The sequence below is a fragment of the Pseudomonas sp. BAY1663 genome, assembly GCF_000582595.1.
In the GTDB taxonomy this organism is placed as follows: domain Bacteria; phylum Pseudomonadota; class Gammaproteobacteria; order Pseudomonadales; family Pseudomonadaceae; genus Stutzerimonas; species Stutzerimonas stutzeri_AF.
In genome coordinates this window covers 1-15,048 of record NZ_AZSV01000051.1, presented here as the reverse complement: position 1 = coordinate 15,048, position 15,048 = coordinate 1, and the positions used below count along the sequence as shown (strand labels likewise).

Annotated in this window: 13 protein-coding genes and 3 pseudogenes; 4 read left to right on the top strand and 12 right to left on the bottom strand. The window is 65.7% G+C overall.

Going from position 1 to position 15,048, the window contains the following annotated elements; all coding sequences use genetic code 11:
- Positions 1-348 precede the first annotated feature (348 nt).
- The 12 genes and pseudogenes from BAY1663_RS14660 to flgB form a co-directional block, all read right to left on the bottom strand.
- Positions 349-1,389, bottom strand: a complete 1,041-nt coding sequence (locus tag BAY1663_RS14660; protein WP_037042127.1) for a hypothetical protein — start codon at positions 1,387-1,389, stop codon at positions 349-351.
- A gap of 15 nt (positions 1,390-1,404) precedes the next feature.
- A pseudogene (gene flgL / locus BAY1663_RS14655) lies at positions 1,405-2,312 on the bottom strand (flagellar hook-associated protein FlgL).
- Between the two features lie 21 nt (positions 2,313-2,333).
- Entirely contained in the window at positions 2,334-3,713 is a 1,380-nt protein-coding gene (gene flgK / locus BAY1663_RS14650) for a flagellar hook-associated protein FlgK (RefSeq protein WP_037042125.1), read from the bottom strand.
- Entirely contained in the window at positions 3,710-4,729 is a 1,020-nt protein-coding gene (locus BAY1663_RS14645; RefSeq protein WP_037042123.1) for a transglycosylase SLT domain-containing protein, read from the bottom strand. Before BAY1663_RS14645 ends, flgK begins: the two co-directional genes overlap by 4 nt.
- Before the next feature lie 178 nt (positions 4,730-4,907).
- Positions 4,908-6,005 carry a flagellar basal body P-ring protein FlgI gene (locus BAY1663_RS14640; protein ID WP_037042121.1) on the bottom strand — a complete coding sequence of 366 codons (1,098 nt, stop codon included), beginning with the start codon at positions 6,003-6,005 and terminating at the stop codon, positions 4,908-4,910.
- Positions 6,006-6,020: 15 nt separating this feature from the next.
- Complete coding sequence (flgH, locus tag BAY1663_RS14635; RefSeq protein WP_037042119.1) at positions 6,021-6,689, bottom strand: flagellar basal body L-ring protein FlgH; 669 nt, start codon at positions 6,687-6,689, stop codon at positions 6,021-6,023.
- A complete protein-coding gene (gene flgG / locus BAY1663_RS14630) occupies positions 6,689-7,474 on the bottom strand; it encodes a flagellar basal-body rod protein FlgG (RefSeq protein WP_037042117.1) in 786 nt (261 codons plus the stop codon). The genes flgH and flgG overlap by 1 nt, the downstream gene beginning before the upstream one ends.
- Before the next feature lie 14 nt (positions 7,475-7,488).
- Positions 7,489-8,216: pseudogene (locus BAY1663_RS14625) on the bottom strand (flagellar basal body rod protein FlgF).
- A gap of 9 nt (positions 8,217-8,225) precedes the next feature.
- Positions 8,226-9,415 (bottom strand): annotated as a pseudogene (flgE, locus tag BAY1663_RS14620) (flagellar hook protein FlgE).
- A 50-nt stretch (positions 9,416-9,465) separates the two neighbouring features.
- Positions 9,466-10,131: a flagellar hook capping FlgD N-terminal domain-containing protein gene (locus BAY1663_RS14615; RefSeq protein ID WP_037042114.1), complete on the bottom strand. Its 666-nt coding sequence runs from the start codon at positions 10,129-10,131 to the stop codon at positions 9,466-9,468.
- Positions 10,131-10,559 carry a flagellar basal body rod protein FlgC gene (flgC, locus tag BAY1663_RS14610; RefSeq protein WP_037042111.1) on the bottom strand — a complete coding sequence of 143 codons (429 nt, stop codon included), beginning with the start codon at positions 10,557-10,559 and terminating at the stop codon, positions 10,131-10,133. Before flgC ends, BAY1663_RS14615 begins: the two co-directional genes overlap by 1 nt.
- Positions 10,559-10,924, bottom strand: a complete 366-nt coding sequence (flgB, locus tag BAY1663_RS14605; protein WP_037042109.1) for a flagellar basal body rod protein FlgB — start codon at positions 10,922-10,924, stop codon at positions 10,559-10,561. The genes flgC and flgB overlap by 1 nt, the downstream gene beginning before the upstream one ends.
- A gap of 115 nt (positions 10,925-11,039) precedes the next feature.
- On the opposite strand from flgB, the gene flgA reads away from it, so the two are divergent.
- The 4 genes from flgA to BAY1663_RS14585 all read left to right on the top strand — a co-directional run bounded on the left by flgA (position 11,040) and on the right by BAY1663_RS14585 (position 15,014).
- Positions 11,040-11,816: a flagellar basal body P-ring formation chaperone FlgA gene (gene flgA, locus BAY1663_RS14600; protein WP_177325809.1), complete on the top strand. Its 777-nt coding sequence runs from the start codon at positions 11,040-11,042 to the stop codon at positions 11,814-11,816.
- Positions 11,817-12,301: 485 nt separating this feature from the next.
- Positions 12,302-13,183: a lateral flagellin LafA gene (gene lafA, locus BAY1663_RS14595; RefSeq protein ID WP_037042107.1), complete on the top strand. Its 882-nt coding sequence runs from the start codon at positions 12,302-12,304 to the stop codon at positions 13,181-13,183.
- A 521-nt stretch (positions 13,184-13,704) separates the two neighbouring features.
- Positions 13,705-14,535, top strand: coding sequence for a winged helix-turn-helix domain-containing protein (locus BAY1663_RS14590; protein ID WP_037042105.1), 831 nt, complete (start codon positions 13,705-13,707; stop codon positions 14,533-14,535).
- Entirely contained in the window at positions 14,532-15,014 is a 483-nt protein-coding gene (locus tag BAY1663_RS14585; RefSeq protein ID WP_037042103.1) for a hypothetical protein, read from the top strand. The genes BAY1663_RS14590 and BAY1663_RS14585 overlap by 4 nt, the downstream gene beginning before the upstream one ends.
- Positions 15,015-15,048 lie beyond the last annotated feature (34 nt).

Here is a 15,048-nt window from a genome sequence, read left to right as displayed (position 1 = left end):
CAGGCCTACGGCCCGCATCGCCGCGGGGGCGCGGCTCCTACAGCCATGATGCGTGGAGGATGGACCTGTGCACGGCCTGCTCCGCTTTTTGTGGGAGGGCCGACCTCGGCGCGAGCTTTTAGCTTCGGGCAGGCCTACGGCCTGCATCGCCGCGGGGACGCGGCTCCTACAACAATGATGCGCGGAGGATGGACCTGGGCACGACCTGCTTCCGCTTTGTGTGGGAGGGCCGACCTCGGCGCGAGCTTTTAGCTTCGGGCAGGCCTACGGCCCGCATCGCCGCGAGGGCGCGGCTCCTACACAGTCATGATGCGCAGCTGATCGGCCGTGTTAAGAGCAGGCTGACGTTCAGGACAGCAGGCTGACCACCGCGAAGCGGCTGATGTTGGCCTGGGCGACCACCGTCTGGGTCACCGCGGCGTAGCTGGAGGGGCTGCGCTGCATGAGGTCGAACACCGAGCGGGAGAAATCCTGGGCCCATTGGCGCTCGTCGGCATCGGCCTGGCGGGCGAGGAACTCGCGAATCTCGCGCTGGCGCTGGCCGAGCTGCTCGCGTAGCGCGGTGACCTTCTCCAGCCCGGCGACCACCGAGTCGAGCAGGCGGCGCAGCTCGCGGAACGAATCGAGCTGCAGCTCTTCGGGGAAGGCCAGCAGCTGCTCTTCCTGGCTCTGCAGCCGCTGGAAGCCACCCTTGGCGAACAGCTTGCCCTCGCCCTGCACCGCCAGCTGGCCCTTGAGCTGCTGCCAGTCGCTCTCGCGCGCGGAGAACCTGAGCCGGCCATGGTCGTCGAGTTCGGCGCGGATACCGGCCTGGCCGAGAGTGGCATTGAAGCGCCGGAGGATCTGCTCGTCGCCGAGCTCGTCATCGAGCACCACCGCCACCGGCTCGGCCAGCTGGCGGCCGCCGCTGAACAGCAGCGTCTCGCGCCCGGACTGGCGGATGGTCTCCAGCGAATCCAGCCCCTGCAGGCTGAAGCGGCTGCGCACCGGTTCGCTGAGGCGCAGTTTGAGGTTGGCATCCAGGGAATGGGCGGAGCGCGTGCCACGCTCCTTGAGCAGTTCGCCGACCTGCTGCACGGCATGCCGGATGGCTTCCTGGCCAGCGGCCTGGCTGGGCGAGCCGAGCTCGCGGCTGAGGCTGAGCTTGAGCTGCGAAAGGCGCCCGTGCAGATCGTTCAGGTAGCTCTCGGCGGACTGCATCGAGGACAGCTGCTGGTTGAGCTGCAGGCTGAAGCTGGTGCTCTTCTTGTGGCCGGCCTCGGCGAGCGCGGTATCGCCCGACACGGCGGCACGCCGGGCGTCGGCCGCAGGAGCGTCGGGCACCAGCGCCTGCCGGCGCTCCTGAGGGCTGATTGCGGAAACAGCGGGTAGCTGCTTGCCAATCTTCATTCACGCATCCTCGCCTCAGAGCATCCCGAACAGGGTCAGGCCGTTGATTTTCAGATAGGTCTTCTGGGTCGCCTGCAGCGACAGCTGGTAGTTGTTCAGGTCGATGCTGGCACCGGCGTAGTCCAGTCGCGACAGTTCGCCATCGATCTTCTGGTTCACCAGCGAGACGTCCTCGTTGCTGCTGCTGAGCAGGGTCAGGGTGTTCTGCCGGCCGCCGAGATCGGTGACTGCGCCGAGCAGCCGGCCATGGGTGGCGTCGAGGTTGTCCATGGTCGCGGTGATCTGCGCGCGCACGGCCGGGTCGCTGGAGTCCAGCGCCGGGTCCTTGAGCGTCTGCACCAGCGCATGCAGGTCGTTGAGCATGCCCACGCCGGCACCGAAGATCTGCGCCGCGGTGACGTTCTCTTCCACCAGCACGCCGTTGGCCACCGCCGCCTGGCGATGCTGGTCATTGCCCCGCAGCACGTAGCATCGCCGACCAGGGCGATCGCCGGCTGGTTGGAACGGGTGCCGGAGAACAGGTAGCGGCCTTCCTCGTCACGCACGTTGGCGAAGCTGAGTACGGTGTTTTCCAGCGACTCCAGCTCGTTGGCGATGGCCGACAGGTCCTCGTCGGTATTGCTGCCGTTGGCCGCCCACAGCAGCAGGTCGCGGATGCTCAGCATGCTGTCGGAGGCCGCCTTGAGATTGGCCTCTTGCTTGGACAGGTTGCCGGAAACGTTGGCGATATTGGTGCGGTACTGCGTCAGGCTGGCTTCCTCGCGCTGGATGCGCAGCACGCGGACCGCCGAGATCGGGTCATCGGACGGCAGCAGCATGCGCTCGCCGCTGGCCATCTGCTGCATCAGCTTGCCGAGCTTCTCGGAGCTGTTGTTCAGCGAGCCGTGCATCATGGCGGTGATCTGGGCGTTGGAAATACGCATGGTGTCTTCTCGTCAGTCGGCTCAGAACATTGCCAGTACGGCGTTGAACAGATCGTTGGAGGTGCTGATGACCTTCATGTTGGCCTGGTAGGCCTGCTCGTAGGCCATCAGGTTGACCGCTTCCTCGTCCAGGTTCACCGCGCTGACGCTGTCGCGCTGGGCCTGGGCCTGCTCGGCGACGGTGGTCGCGGCGGCCAGGTCGGCCTGGTTCTGCCGGCTGGCGCTACCGACGCGGCCGACCAGCCCGGCATAGGCATCGTTGAGCGGCACCTGGCTGCCGGCGACGTCGATACTGGCCGACTTGAGCTCCAGCAGCGCCAGCAGGTTCTCGTTGTTGCCGACTTCGCCGGTGCCGCTCTGCCCGGCGGAGGAGAAGGCCAGCTGTTCCGGGGTCAGCGCGGTTACCGCGAGCATGCCGCTGGTGCTGCCGGGGGTGTAGACGAACAGCGGCTGGCCCGGATTGCCATTGAGGTCGAAGCCGCCGGCGAGGGTGTCGTTGACCCTCTGCGCCAGCGCAGCGGCCATGTCGTGCAGGTCGGCCTGGGCCGGGCGCAGCGCATCGTATTCCATGTCGTAAAGGGCACCGAGCGAACCGCCGAGGCCGTCCTGCACCAGCGGGAAGGTGGTCTTGGCGAACACCAGGCTCAGCTCCTGCTCGCCGGCCAGGTTCTGCTCCACCCGCAACTGGCCGGCCGTGGTGCCCGCCACCAGCGGCTGGCCGTTGGCCAGGGACACGGTCAGCGTGCCGTCGGCCACTTCCTGCACGCGGATGCCGGCGTACTGACTGAGGTCCTTGATCAGGTTCTCGCGGTAGTCGCGCAGCGTGGCGGTATCCTGCCCGGCCGACTCCATCCGCAGGATTTCAGCATTCAACTCGGCGATGTTGCCGGACAGCCCGTTGATCTCGCTGACCATCGCCACCCGCTGGCCCTGCAGGGCGTTGAGCTGGGTGCCGATATTGGTGTTCAGGCCGTTGAAGCGCTGCGCCAGCTGCTTGGCCTCGCCGATGATCTGCTGGCGCAGGGCGATGGATTCGGGCGTCGAGCTGGCTTCGCTGAGCGCGGCGAAGAAGTTGTCGAGGCCGACGCTGACACTGGAGCCTTCACTGTGGATCAGGCCTTCCAGCGCAGTCAGGTACTGCTGGCTGGTGCCGTAGTAGTTCTTCTCGGTGCTGGCGCGCCACAGCTGCTGGTTCTGGAAATCGTTGGACAGCCGGCGAATGCCACTGACCTGGACGCCGCCGCCGATGCTGGTGGCGCTCTGCCCGCCGAGCGAATGCAGCTCCGGGGCGAGGCGGCTGAAGCCGGGGGTGTTGACGTTGGCGATGTTCTGTCCGGTCGCCGTAAGGGCGATCTGCGAAGCGCGGACCCCGCTGTAGCCAATCTGACTCAAGACACTCACGACAGGACTTCCTTCGATTCGATGCGGATCGGTTGGGCGAACGCCAGCGAAAGATGGCGGCCGGCAACCGCTGTATTTCCATGCAAGGCGACCGGATCGCCCGCGCGGTTAAGCGACGCCGCCTGCGACCAGCGCGGATGCCCCGGCAGCACGCGCCCCTCGGTATCGTGCAGCGGCGCGCTGGCCTGCAGATCGTCGAGAATATTGCGCGTGTAGTCGCGGGTTTCCTGGAAGGGGATCTTCTGGATCCAGCTGGCCGCATCGATCTCGCCGCGGCGCGGGTCGCCATGGTTCTTCAGCCACTCGTCGACCTTGCCGGGGCCGGCGTTGTAGGCGGCCAGCGCCAGCGCCTGGTGACCGTCGTAGCGCTCGAGCAGCTTGTTCAGGTAGGCGCTGCCCAGGCGCTTGTTGTACTCGGCATCGCTGGTCAGCCGCGCTTCGTCGAAGGGCAGACCAAGCTCGGCGGCCATGTCGCGGGCGGTGCCGGGCATCAGTTGCATCAGGCCGCGAGCACCCTTGGGCGAGACGGCGGCGACGTCACCGCTGGACTCCTGCTTGATGACGCTGTCCACCAGCGCACGAAATCCCGCCTTGCTCGCCGCCCAGGCATTGTCCAGCGCCTCGACGCCGCGCTGCCAGGTGCCGCGCAGCGCATGCTGGCCGCCCTGCCCGACACTGGCCAGACCGAGCGCGGCAGGTGCCGGCGCGGTGCCGTCAAGGCCGCCGGAGAGCTGCTGCACCAGCATGTCGGCGATGCCGGTCTGACGCTTGCCGGCCAGGGTTTCGGCCAGCACTTCGTCGTAGAAGTCGCGCATGGTGTCCAGCTCGCGGCTGCGCATCGGGTTGCCGGCCGACAGCACGTCGCCGGCCTTGCGCATCTGCTTGAGGATCTGTTGCAGGAACATGGCTTCGAACTGTTCGGAAACCATCTCCAGCTGCTCACGGCGCGCGGCGCTCGGACCATCGTGGCGCGCGCGCATGGCATTGAGGTGGTGCGGTAGGGAAACGATGCTCATCCGGCAAGAACCTATTCAAATCTGCTGCGCTTCGGTCCTGCTTCGTTGAAAACAGGCTGGGGCGCCAGCCCGGTCAAAATGCTCATTTACAGCCGTAAACTGCGCTTCTTCGCCTGTTTTCGCCTCGCAGGCCTCTAGCTCGCGAGACTTGAACAGGCTGGATCGCCAGCCCGGTCTGTTACATCACGATCAGTTCGGCGTTCAGCGCGCCGGCGCGTTCCAGCGACTGGAGGATGCTCATCACGTCATCCGGGGTCGCGCCCAGGCTGTTGATGGTGTTGATGATGCTTTCCAGGCTGGCGCCTTCCGGCCACTTGAACATGGCCTTGCGATCCTGTTCGACCGACACGTCCGATTGCGGCACCACGGCGGTCTGGCCCTGGGAGAAGGGGCCGGGCTGGCTGACCTGGGGCCGCTCGCTGATGGTCACGGTGAGCGAGCCATGGGCCACCGCGGCGGCCTTCACGCGCACGCCCTCGCCGACCACCACGGTACCGGTGCGGCTGTTGAACACCACCTTCGGCCGCACGCGACCTTCTTCCACGTCCAGACGTTCGAGCATCGCCATGAAGCTCATGCGCTGGGTGCTGGTGACCGGCGCGCGAATCGACACCTTGGTGGCATTGAGCGCGGTGGCGGTGCCCTTGCCGAAGTAGCCATCGACCGCATCGACCACGCGGGTGACGGTCTGGAAGCTCGGCTGACGCACGTTGAGCATCACCTCCGGGCGCTCGCTGAAGTCGGTGGGAATCATCCGCTCCACCGTCGCGCCGTTGGGGATCAGGCCGCTGTTGGAGGTGTTGATCGCCACCTTGGAACCGCTGGCGCCCTCGGCATTCACCCCGCCGACCACCAGCGCGCCCTGGGCCACGGCATAGACCTCGCCGTCGACACCCTGCAGCGGGGTCATCAGCAGTTGGCCGCCGCGCAGGCTCTTGGCGTCGCCCAGCGAGGACACGGTGACGTCGACGCTCTGCCCCGGACTGTAGGACGGCGGCACCGTGGCGGTGACGGTCACCGCGGCGACGTTCTTCAGCTTCGGATCGACGTTGGCCGGCAGGTTGATGCCGAACTGCTTGATCATGTTGGCCACCGAGTGGCTGGTGAACTTCACCTGGTTCTTGTCACCGGTGCCATCGAGGCCGACCACCAGGCCATAGCCGATCAGCTGGTTGCCGCGGATGCCCTCGATATCCACCAGATCCATCAGCGGCACGGCCTGCGCCGGCAGTTGCCAGCACAGCGCGACGGCGGCGAGAAACAGCTTCACACGCATCGGAAAAACTTCCACTTAGAGGGGGAACAGCGGGTGGGCGAAGAAGCGCGTCAGCCAGCCGGCCGAGTTGCTGTCGTTGAGCACGCCGCGGCCGGCGTAGGAGATGCGTGCGTTGGCGACGTTCTGCGACGACACCTGGTTGAAGCGGTTGATGTCGTCCATGCGCACCAGGCCGGCGAGGCGGATGTACTCGTCGCCCTGGTTCAGCCGCAGCGCCTTCTCACCCTTGACCAGCAGCGTGCCGTTGGGCAACACGCGGTGCACGGTGACGGCGATCGAGCCGCGCAGGGTGTTCTGCTGCGAACTCTTGGCCGAGCCGCTGAAGTCGCGCTCGGCCGAGGCCGAGGTCTCCACGTCCGGGTAGGTCTTGCCGAGCACCGTGGGCACGCCGACGCCGATGCTGGACTGCTTGCCGAAGCTGGTGCCGGCGCTCTTGCTCGACTGGGTCGATTCGTCCAGCACGATGGTGAGGATGTCGCCAACCCGCACCGCGCGCTTGTCACTCACCAGCGAGCCGCCGTAGCCGGAGCGGAACAGACCGCCGCCGGTGGTCGGCGGCAGGCTGTAGTCGAGCTCCAGCGGCTCGTACTCGCTGGAATCCTCGTCCGGCAGCAGCTCGTCGAAGCTGGCGCAGCCACCGAGCAGCAGCGCGGCGAGCAGGAGGGCGATCGGCTTCATCGGCATCACACGCTCTGGTTGAGGAACTGCTGCATGCCGCTGGCAGCGTCGAGGACCTTGGCGTTGGCCTCGTAGGCGCGCTGGATGGCGATCATCGCCACCATGGCTTCCACCACCTGCACGTTGGAGCCTTCCAGCACGCCCTGCTTGAGCTGGCCGAGGCCTTCCTCGCCCGGCACGCCTTCCACCGGCTCGCCGCTGGCGACGGTTTCGCGGTACAGGTTGCCGCCCAGCGCTTCCAGCCCGCCGGGGTTGGTGAAGTTGACCAGGGTGATCTGCCCGAGCTCCGACGGCAGGGTGTCGCCGGCCAGCACGGCGGTGACGATGCCGTCGCTGCCGACGGTGAAGCCGGTGCTGCCTTCGGGCACTTCGATGGCGGGGTTCAGCGGCAGGCCCTGGGCGTTGACCATCATGCCCTCGGCGTTGAGCTGGAACTGGCCGTTCTCGGTATAGAGGATGTCGCCGTTGGGCGCCTCGACCTGGAAGAAGCCGCGGCCGACGATGGCCAGGTCCATCGGCTGGCCGGTGGTCTGGATGCTGCCTTCGGTGAACACCTTCTGCGTGCCGGCGACGCGCACGCCGCTGCCCAACTGGATGCCGGACGGCACGGTGTTGATCTCGTCGGCCTGGGCGCCCGGCTGTTTCTCGATGACGTAGAACAGGTCCTCGAACACCGCGCGGTCGCTCTTGAAGCCGTTGGTGTTGACGTTGGCCAGGTTGTTGGCGACGGTGGACATGGCCTTGTCCTGGGCGGCCAGGCCGGTCTTGCTGACCCAAAGTGCGGAATTCATGCGTTATCTCCCGATCAGCTGCCGCGGATCATTCGGTTGCCGGCGTCGGAGAGGTCCTCGGCGGCTTTCATCATCTTCACCTGGGTTTCGAACAGGCGGTTCAGGCTCATGGTCGAGGCCAGCTCGTCGATCGCCGAGACGTTGCTCGACTCGAGGAAGCCGCTGACCAGCCGCACCTCCTCGCTGGGCTGCGCCGGCTCGCCGTCGCGGGTCACCAGCAGGCCGGCCGGGTTCTTCATCAGGTTGGCCGCCGGCACGTCGACCAGGCGGATGCGATCGACCTCGGCCATGAGGAAGTCGCCGGGCGCCATGATCGACACGGTGCCGTCGTTGCCGATCTCCATGCGGTCGTACTCGGGCAGGACGATGGGACCGCCCTCGCCGAGTACCGCGCGGCCGTTGAGCGTGAGGCGCCCTTCGGCATCGACCTGCATGCTGCCCTGGCGGGTGTAGGCCTCGCCGTCGCCGTCCTGCAGCACGATCAGGCCGTTGCCCTTGACCGCGAAGTCCAGCTCGCGCCCGGTGGCCACCATCGGTCCGGCAGCCAGGCTGACGCCGTTGTCGTCGGCCAGCGCCATGTGCCGGCTGTCGTAGCCGTAGCCTTCCACCGCGACGCTCTGCGCGCGCTCCAGGTCGGCACGAAGCCGGGCGTGCTGACGTTGGCCAGGTTGTTCGAACGCACCTGCAGCGACAGCATCGTGCGGCTGGCGGCGGTCATCGCGGTGTATCCCAAGCGGTCCATCGATCAGCCTCAGATAGCGTTGAACAGGGCCTGGGTCAGGTCCTTGTTGGTGGAAATGACCTGGGTATTGGCCTGGTAGTTACGCTGGCCTTCCATCAGCCCCACCAGCTGCTGGGTGAGGTCGACGTTGGAGCTCTCCAGCGCACCGGACGCCAGGGTGCCGTACTGGCCGACGCCCGGAGCACCGAGCATCGCCGCGCCGGAGGCGGCGGTCTCGTTCCAGGCGGTGCCGCTGACGTTCTTCAGCCCTCGGGGTTGATGAAGCTGGCCAGCACCACCTGGCCCTGCAGCATGCGCTCGCCGTTGGAGTAGGTGGCGTAGACCTTGCCGTCCTTCTCCACCGCCATGCCGGTCTGCTCGCCCGCCGCGTAGCCGGTGGCACGGTTGCTGGTGACGCTGAATTCCGAGCCGTACTGGCTGGTGCCGCTGTAGTCGAGCTCGATGGCCAGCGGCGCGACGCCGCCGCCCAGCGCGGCGGTGAGGGCGACCGGGCCGATCGGCGCCGAGAGTACCCCGGCACTGTCGAAGGTCAGCGCCTGCGGGCCGCCGGCCAGGGCGCTGCCGTCGAGGTAGTAGTGCGCATCCCAGCTGTTGTCGGCGGTCTTGACGAAGTACTGGGTCAGGGTGTGTTCCTTGCCCTGGGAGTCGAACAGCTTGGTGGTGTAGGTGGAGTTGTAGCTGTCGGCCACCAGCGGATCGAAGGCCACCGCCGGCACGTCCTGGTTGGCGTCGAGGTTGGCGACGAAGCTCAGCGCGTCGCTGGCACGGGCCGGGATGCCGCCGGTGCGCAGTTGCAGGTCGCCGACCGTGCCGGTCTGCAGGTTGCCGGTGGCATCGGCCGGGTAGCCCTGCAGGCGCTGGCCCAGGCTGTTGGTGATGTAGCTGTCCTTGTCGGTGCCGAAGATGCCGGCACGGGTGTAGCCGACGTCGCCATTGCTGGCGCGGGTGACGAAGAAGCCGCCGCCGGAAATGGCCAGGTCCAGGGTGCGGTTGGTGGTGGTCAGCGCGCCGCCCTGGCTGATGCTCTGGGTGGTGCCGATCACTTCCACGCCCATGGCCTGGGTTTCGGCGTAGAGGCTGCCGAAATCGGTGCGCGAGGACTTGAAACCGACGGTGCCGGAGTTGGCGATGTTGTTGCCGATGGTGTTGAGTTGCTCGTTGACGGCGGACAGGCCGGTCAGGGCGATGTTGAAGCTCATGGTTGCGTCTCGACTCTGCTGGATGGAGGTTCGGTGGCGGGCTGCGGCGCTCAGGCGCTGCCGGCACCGAACTCGAGAATGTTGTAGAACGGCACCGAGCCGACGCCGTCGATCTGCAGCACCGGGCCTTCGGCGCTGACGCGCACGTTGCCGACCAGGCCGGCGACTTCCACCTGCGGGTACTCGCCGTTGTCCGACTCGATCGCCACGCTGTACTGGCCGGCCGGCAGGCCGAGGCGCTGCGGGTCGATGTCGAACGGCACCGGTCCGGGGGAGCGGGCGCCGAGCTCGAGGGTGGTCTTCAGGCCGTTGGAATCGGTCAACACCACCGCCGTGCGGTTGGAGGCGTGCTCCAGGTTGAACTGTCCCTGCAGCGGTTGGGTACCCAGCTGCAGGCTGTCCACCGCCACCCGCACCTGCTGGCCGACCAGGCCGGCGGCGGTCAGCGTCTGCAGGTTGTCCATCAGCACCAGGTTGTTCTGCGCCAGGCTGGTCATGTTCTCCATGCTCTTGACCTGGGACATCGCCGAGAACTGGTTGAGGAACTCGGTGCTGTCGACCGGCTTGGTCGGGTCCTGGTACTTGATCTGCGCGACCATCAGCTCGATGAAGTTGTTCTCCATGGTGGTGGCGTCGCTGACGTTGACGGCGCGCGTGACCTGATCGATGGAGTTGCCGGCCAGGCTGCTGTCCAGCGCGGAATTGACGCTACTCATCAGACTTCTCCCAGACGCAGCAGGCTCTGCTGCATGCTCTTGACGCGGTTGAGCACCTCGACACCGGTCTCGAAGCTGCGGGTGGCCGACATCATGTCGGTCATCTCCTCGATCTCGTTGATGTCGGGGTAGTAGACGTAACCTTCGCCGTCGGCCAGCGGATTGCCCGGCTCGTAGCGGCGCTTGGGCTCGGCGCCGGAGGTGACCACGTCGAGCACCTGCACGTGGGCGCCGCCCAGGCCGACGCCGCGGGTCAGCGAGTCGTTCTCGTACACTGCGGCGAACATTGGCTTGCGCGCCTGGTAGACGTCCGCCGGGCTGGCCGCCGCCGAATCGGTGTTGGCCAGGTTGCTGGCCACGGTGTTCAGCCGCACGGTCTGCGCATTCATCGCCGAACCGGCGATGCGGTAGATGGAATCGAACGACATCAGCGGCCCTCGATAGCCTGCTTCAGGCCACGGAATTTCATGGTCAGGAAGGTCAGGCTGGTCTGGAAATCCATGGAGTTGCGCGAGAACTGCGCCTGCTCGACCGACAGCTCGACGGTGTTGCCATCCTGCGAGGCCTGGCCCGGTACGCGGTAGAGCATGCGCGGGTCGCTGCCGGCGATGCTCAGGCGCGACGAGGCGCCATCGTCCAGGCGCTGCATCTCGGCGCCGAAGTCGATGTCGCGGGCCTGGAAGCCCGGGGTGTCCTCGTTGGCCAGGTTCGCCGCGAGGATCTCGCTGCGCTGCATGCGCAGGCCCAGCGCGCGTTCGTGAACGCCGAGTGCGTCTTCAATCCGTATACTCATTCGCCGATACCCTTGAAGCATGAGCGGTGTGATCAAACCGAAGCTCGCTTTTGCAGCATTCGTGCCGGCTCGCCAAAAAATAGGTAACCTATTGTTTTCATTGAATAAAAACGCAATGCAGCAATGCCGTCACAACGCTCTGCTTCCGCATTGCGGGCGACATGGCGAACGAAGCGGAAAACGCACTTCCGCCTGGGCGACCGCCCTGTTGTTGCTGCCGGCGCTGGCCTGGGCGCAGGACGGCGCCGACCGGCAGATACATCAAGCCGTAGAGCGACACCTGAATGCGGCGCTGCAGCGCGAAGCGAAGCGCCAGGGTTGGCAGGGCGCGCGCCTGAGCCACGACACCAGCCTGCCGGCCAGCGCCGCGCGATTGCCCCGCTGCGACCAGCCGCTGCAGGTTCGTGATACGGGCGGCAGCCCGTCGCTGCTCGATCGCCAGCGGCTGACGATCAGCTGCCCGCAGGCCAACGGCTGGACGCTGGAACTGACCAGCCAGGCCAGCGTCTGGCTACCGGCGGTGCATGCCCAGGGCATCATCGAGCGTGGCCAGACGCTCGGGCGCGACGACCTCAGGCTCGAGCCGATCAATATCGGCAAGGCCCAGCGCGGCTATTTCCATCGCCTGGAAGACGTGCAGGGCATGGCTGCCAAGCGGCGCATCCGTGCCGGGCAGACGCTGACGCCGTCGCTGCTGGCGCAACCTTTGGCGGTCCGCCGCGGCCAGCCGGTGAAGATCGTCGCCAGCCAGGACGGCATCGAAGCCTCCACCTCCGGCGAGGCGCTGGCCGACGGCCAGCCGGGCGAGGTGATCCGCGTGCGCAACGTGCGCAGCGGCAAGGTGATCGATGCCCAGGTAGTAGAGGAAGGGGTGGTAACCAGCACCTTCTAGCATGCCCGGTGCACATGGGTACCCCTGGCCGGCTTTGCTTTTGCCTTTGTGGGAGGGCCGCCCTCGGCGCGAGCTTTTTAAGCCCGTCAGGCGAGCCTGCGGCCCGCATCGCCGCGAGGGCGCGCCTACAAGAGCCGCCAGGCGCGAGGTCACGGATTCTGCATGGGTGAGGCATGAAACAACCGCAGCTTCCAGCTCCGATCAATCCCAAAAAATTGGATCTGTCCGAGTGGGCCGTTGCGGATAGACGCACCCTGTAGGAGCGGGCCATGCCCGCGAAGCTTTGCGCGCCGGAATATTCGCGGGCACGGCCCGCTCCTACGGACGCTCAGAACACCTCGACACTTCGAGCAGCAACACGCAATTGGGGCAGAGCCAAAAATTTTGACGCCAAGATTTAATCCTTCGAACAGGGCTGTCGCCTTACCCCTTCAGCAGGCAGTCAAGCCAGCTCCTACAGCCCACTTAGCACGAAGGAATCCATCATGGCCCTGTCCATTCATACCAACTACTCCTCGCTGGTTACCCAGACCAACCTGAGCAAGACCAACAACGCCCTGGGCACCAACCAGCAGCGCCTGGGCACCGGCCTGCGCATCAACAGCGCCGCCGACGACGCCGCCGGCCTGCAGATCGCCACCCGCCTGAACGCCCAGAGCCGCGGCATGGGCGTGGCCATGCGCAACGTGAATGACGGCGTTTCTCTGCTGCAGACCGCGGAAGGCGCGCTGAGCGAAATGACCGATATCATCCAGCGTATGAAAGACTTGGCCACTCAGTCGGCGAACGACACCAACTCCCAGGATGACCGCGACGCCCTGCAAGCCGAGTACGACGAGTTGGGCAAAGAGCTGTACAACATCATGGAGAACACCAAGTACGCGGGAGAGACTCTTTTCACCGCCACTGCCGCCACCGGCAAGTTCAGCGCAACCACTGGCGTGGTATTGCAGATCGGTTCTAGCACCGCCGAAACTATGACCGTGCAAGCAGACACCGAGGTGAGCGATCTGCAGACCAGCCTGGGCACCCTCTCCAGCGCCTACTCCGCCGCGGGCACTGCCGGTACCGAAATCGGCGCACAAGCTGACGCCAACACCATGATCGATACCCTGAGCGATGCTCTGGATGACATCGGCTCCCTGCGCGCCAAGTTCGGCGCCAACATCAACCGCCTGAACCACACCAACAACAACCTGGCCAACATGAAGGACAACACCGAGATGGCCAAGGGTCGCATCATGGATGCCGACTTCGCCGCGGAAAGCGCCACCATGACCAAGAACAGCATGCTGCTGCAGTCCGGCATCTCCATGCTCAAGCAAGCCGGCCAGATGCCGGGCATGGTCATGTCCCTGCTGGGCTGATGCCCCACGCCGGATCGGCCTGCGCCTGGCCGATCCAGTGCTGCACGAACGAAAACGCCCCGACTGGTTCGGGGCGTTTTCGTTTGCTATGCGTGGCACTGAAACGCTTAGTAGGAGCCAGCTTGCTGGCGATCCTCCTCACAGGCAAAGCATCGCCGGCAAGCCGGCTCCTACAGGCCGTTTTTTGGCCCGTTGCCATTGCAACGGATTAATCAGGGCACGGCTTTTTCGTTTGCATGCTCGACAGGCTTGTCCATCCGACCAATGGCTGTCACCCATTGCATAGGGGCCTTTTGCCATTACAGCATATGCCCAAGCTCAGGCTTTTCGGGCCCTGCAGGGGAATACGGGCAAACCGGAGGGTTTCATCGGGATCGCCAATGATGTCACATGGCCATTATTGGCGACAACCAATTCTTCATTTGGTTCCTTGTAAGTTCAAAAAACGGCGCCAATATACCGCCGACCAGTTCACGATAAACCTTTGTCCCAGTTCACACTCTCCACGCTTTCAGGGCGCCATGACCACATCTCTGACCAGGAAGGCCACCGATGCCAACGTCTGCACGATCCTGAAGACCGGACGTGAGTCCTGTCTCGCACGCTTCGACCCGCGCCTCTATCAGCTGCTGCTGTGCTCCGGTACCGGCGAAGAGCAGATCGACCTGGGTTTTTCCGGTAGCCGGGTGCTGGAGCGCCTGTTGCAGACCCCCGGCGAGGTGGTATCGCGCGAGGAACTGCTGCGTCATGCCTGGGAAAACCGGGTCGTCAGCCAGGGCAGCCTCAACCAGCAGATCTACACCCTGCGCCAGGTGCTGTTCGACGATGCCAACCAGATCATCCAGACGCTGCCGCGGCGCGGCTACCTGTTCAACCCGCATTACCTCGCCACGCCCAGTGTCCCGGATAGCGCCCCGCTCGCGCCGCCGCGCGACGAGCCGGCTACCGCAGGTACAGCGCTTGCGCTCGCGGCAACGCCACGTTCGCCCTGGCTGTCGCCGCTGCTGCTCGGCACGACCATGATGCTCCTGCTGGCCGTGGCGACCCTGGGCTACCGCTTCCTCTACGCCCCCAAGGGCTCGCTGACGCATATCCAGACGATCGGCCCGCTGGAAGTGCTGTATGTCGAGAAGAGCCAGCGGATGCTCGACCGCATGATGATGGAAACCCGCCTGCTGATGGCCAGCATCGCCGGCCTGAGCAAGCGTCCGGGCCGGCTGATCGTCAATATGTCACCTGGATTCTATGAAATAAGGTGCCTGCACAAAGACGGCCGGATCAACTGGCTGAAGGTGCACAAGAGCCAGTTGAACGCCATTCCCAACGAAACACTGCAAGGGTGCCTGCAATGAGTATCCATACCGAAACCGGAGCTGCCAGCAAGCGTCTGCTGCGGGTGATGGTGCCCTCGGCGCTGACGCTTTGGGCATTCGTCGCCATGGGCACGACCAGCAACTTCTCGACCCAGCTCGATGGCCGCTATGCCTCCAGCGGCCAGGTGCTGCTAAGCAATGGCCAGTTGGTGCAGGTCAACCAGAGCCTGGTGTTCAGCGACGGTCGCTTCTACTCGATGACCCGCAACGCGCCGGCCATCGTCGAGGCCTCCGGAAGGGTGGAAAGCGATTTCCTCGGCCGTGCCCGGCTGGTGGTGGAGGATGGCGAGATCAGCGGCCTCGCCGCGGCGAGCGACCTCGACGACGAGCTGATCTTCAACCTGTTCTACGGCAAGCACAAGGGCGCACGCATCACCCTGGAGCAGGTCGGCGCCTGCCTTTACGGGGTGGAGACCCAGCAGGTCTACTGCGCCGAGCAGCACAGCGAAACCCTCTAGGGTCTGTTGCCGTTTCGTCGCGAGCCGCGTTGCT

Excerpts from the sequence above, each read along its gene's own strand:
- BAY1663_RS14590 (WP_037042105.1), top strand. The coding sequence starts at position 13,705 with ATGACCACATCTCTGACCAGGAAGGCCACCGATGCCAACGTCTGCACG.
- BAY1663_RS14660 (WP_037042127.1), bottom strand. The coding sequence starts at position 1,389 with ATGAAGATTGGCAAGCAGCTACCCGCTGTTTCCGCAATCAGCCCTCAG.
- BAY1663_RS14640 (WP_037042121.1), bottom strand. The coding sequence starts at position 6,005 with ATGCGTGTGAAGCTGTTTCTCGCCGCCGTCGCGCTGTGCTGGCAACTG.
- flgC (WP_037042111.1), bottom strand. The coding sequence starts at position 10,559 with ATGTCGTTCGATTCCATCTACCGCATCGCCGGTTCGGCGATGAATGCG.
- BAY1663_RS14615 (WP_037042114.1), bottom strand. The coding sequence starts at position 10,131 with ATGAGTAGCGTCAATTCCGCGCTGGACAGCAGCCTGGCCGGCAACTCC.
- flgG (WP_037042117.1), bottom strand. The coding sequence starts at position 7,474 with ATGAATTCCGCACTTTGGGTCAGCAAGACCGGCCTGGCCGCCCAGGAC.
- lafA (WP_037042107.1), top strand. The coding sequence starts at position 12,302 with ATGGCCCTGTCCATTCATACCAACTACTCCTCGCTGGTTACCCAGACC.
- flgH (WP_037042119.1), bottom strand. The coding sequence starts at position 6,689 with ATGCCGATGAAGCCGATCGCCCTCCTGCTCGCCGCGCTGCTGCTCGGT.
- BAY1663_RS14585 (WP_037042103.1), top strand. The coding sequence starts at position 14,532 with ATGAGTATCCATACCGAAACCGGAGCTGCCAGCAAGCGTCTGCTGCGG.
- flgB (WP_037042109.1), bottom strand. The coding sequence starts at position 10,924 with ATGAGTATACGGATTGAAGACGCACTCGGCGTTCACGAACGCGCGCTG.
- BAY1663_RS14645 (WP_037042123.1), bottom strand. The coding sequence starts at position 4,729 with ATGAGCATCGTTTCCCTACCGCACCACCTCAATGCCATGCGCGCGCGC.
- flgA (WP_177325809.1), top strand. The coding sequence starts at position 11,040 with ATGCAGCAATGCCGTCACAACGCTCTGCTTCCGCATTGCGGGCGACAT.